We start from the raw sequence: 2,208 nt of genomic DNA on the forward strand, positions 1-2,208 counted from the left end.
GTGCTGCTCGGCGAGGCGCGCGGCGCCGAGCCCCTGCCGATGGAAGGGCTGGAAGCGGACCGGCGGCTGCGCGCCGGCGCCGGCGCCGCGGCCCTGCTGGCGCCGGCCCCGGAGACGCCGCAGGCGCTGCTCTTCCTCGGGCACCGCCTGGCGCAGCTCTGCGCCGCGCCGGTGCTGGCCGCCATGCCCGGCTGGGGCCTCTGCCACCTCTTCGATCCGGACGGCCGGGCGCAGGGCGGCAACGGGGCCTGGTACGGCTTCCTCCCCGGCGCCGAGGCCGCCCGGAGCTGAGCGGGGCGCGGTCTGGCGTCCCACGGAGCGTCTCGCGAAACGTCTTGCGAAAAATAACGCGATGCGCCAGGATGCCTGGCCTCTGCTGAAGGAGCCGGCGCGTGAAGATCCTGGTTGTGGACGATTACCCGACGATGCGGCGCATTGTGCGAAACCTGCTGGACCAGATCGGCTTCAAGGAGGTCGAGGAGGCGGGCAACGGCGCCGAGGCGCTGGAGAAGATCCGCCTCGCCCGCTATGACCTGGTGATCTCGGACTGGAACATGGAGCCGATGACCGGGCTCGAGCTGCTCAAGGAGGTCCGGGGCGATGCCAGCCTGGCGCGCACCCCCTTCATCATGGTCACCGCCGAGAGCAAGACCGAGAACGTCATCGCCGCCAAGCAGGCCGGCGCCTCGCAGTACATCGTCAAGCCTTTCACTGCCGAGACCCTGAAGGCGAAAATCGCGTCCGTCGTGGGCTGAGCGGGGTGCCATGAGCGGGACCTCTGCGGCCCCCGCCGCCGGCCTGGCGCGGATCGCCGGGCATGCCGCGGCGATCGCCGGCGAGATCGACCGGCTGCTCGGCCTGCGCGCCGATCCGGAGGAGGCCGGCCGGCTGGCGCCGGTGCTCGAGGAGATGCGCGCGATGGCCCGGCTGCTGGCCGAGACGCGCGCCGAGGTGACCGGGCTGCCGCCGCCCACCGATCTCGGCGACACGCTGGACGCCGTGGTGGGCGAGACCGAGCATGCCGCCTTCGAGATCCTGCGCCAGGCCGAGCGGGCCCAGGCCGCGGCGCGGCGGCTGCATGACGGCCGCTCCGCCGACACCGCCGCCGACCTGGCCGAGGTGGACGCGGCGGCGACGGCCATCGTGCTGGCCTGCGCCTTCCAGGACATCACCGGCCAGCGGGTGCGCAAGGTGCTCTCCACCCTGCGGCAGGTGGAGATGCGCATCGCCGCCCTGGTGGCGCTGATGGGCATCCGCCCCGAGGAGGCAGCCCCCCTGCCGGCCGATCCGCGACCGGAGGCCCATCTGCTGAACGGGCCGAGCAGCGCCGCCCAGGGTGGGCTCGCGCAAAGCGCCGTGGACGATCTCTTCGGCTGAGAGCCGGGCGGCGCGGACAGGACAGGATGTGAACATGGCGATCCCGGTCGGCGCTGAAGGCGCCCTGCAGCCCGCCGGCGCCGCAGCGCGGCGCGGCACCGCCGTCCCCATGGCGGCCGAGGGCTTCGCCGCCCTGCTGGCCGGCATGACGGGCGCAGCCGCCCCCCCGGAGGCGGCCGCGGCCCCCCCCCGCCCCCCCCCCGGGGCCGGGGCGGGGGGGGGCCGGGCCGGGGACAGCCGCGCCGCCGCCGCCGTGGCGGCGGCCGGCCTGGCGGCATCCTTCCTGATGCCCAGCTTCACCCCGGCGGCGGCGGCGCCCGATCTGGATGCACCGGATCCGCAGACGTTCGATCCGCAGACATTCAATCCGGGGGCGTTCACTCCGCAGGCGCCTGATCCGGCCCTGCCCATGCCCCAGGCGGCATCGCCGCAAGGGTCGGCGCCGCAGGCGACCATCCCGCCGCCCTCAGCCCCCTCCTCAGGCCTGGCCTGGGCCGGCGAGGCCCTCACCGAGCCCTCGCCGCCAAGGCCCGCCGCGCCGCGGGAGGGGCCGCCGCAGGATCCGGAGACGGTGGCCGCGGAAGCCGCGCTGCCTTCCGGCCCGATGCCCCCTGGCCCGATGCCCCCTGGCCCGATGCCCTCTGGTCCCATGCCCTCTGGCTTGGCACCGTCCGGTACGGCCGCATCGGCCGCCATCCTCCCGTCCGCTCTCCTGACCGGTCCGCCGCAGGCGGCGTCGCCCCTGGTGTCGTCCGCGCTCGCCGCTGGCGCCGTGGCCGCTTCCCTCCCGGCGCCGGCTGCGACCGCAGCGCCGCCGGCGGCGGGCCGGAC

Annotated in this window: 3 protein-coding genes and 1 pseudogene; all 4 read left to right on the forward strand. The window is 75.9% G+C overall.

Annotated elements, in window-relative coordinates; all coding sequences use genetic code 11:
• Nucleotides 1–291, forward strand: a 291-nt coding sequence (locus tag ACVMLK_RS20795) for a hypothetical protein (RefSeq protein WP_457487511.1), incomplete at its 5' end; no start/stop codon positions are given.
• Between the two features lie 101 nt (nucleotides 292–392).
• Nucleotides 393–755: a response regulator gene (locus ACVMLK_RS20800; protein ID WP_422925937.1), complete on the forward strand. Its 363-nt coding sequence runs from the start codon at nucleotides 393–395 to the stop codon at nucleotides 753–755.
• Nucleotides 756–765: 10 nt separating this feature from the next.
• The gene (locus tag ACVMLK_RS20805) at nucleotides 766–1,377 is read left to right on the forward strand and encodes a protein phosphatase CheZ (protein ID WP_422925939.1); all 612 of its coding nucleotides are present in this window, start codon (nucleotides 766–768) and stop codon (nucleotides 1,375–1,377) included.
• Between the two features lie 286 nt (nucleotides 1,378–1,663).
• Nucleotides 1,664–2,208: pseudogene (locus ACVMLK_RS20810) on the forward strand (hypothetical protein); the annotation flags it as partial.

This window comes from Teichococcus aerofrigidensis, from assembly GCF_054073225.1.

What these genes read in the sequence shown, in the direction of transcription:
- ACVMLK_RS20805 (WP_422925939.1), top strand. Translation starts at nt 766, where the DNA reads ATGAGCGGGACCTCTGCGGCCCCCGCCGCCGGCCTGGCGCGGATCGCC.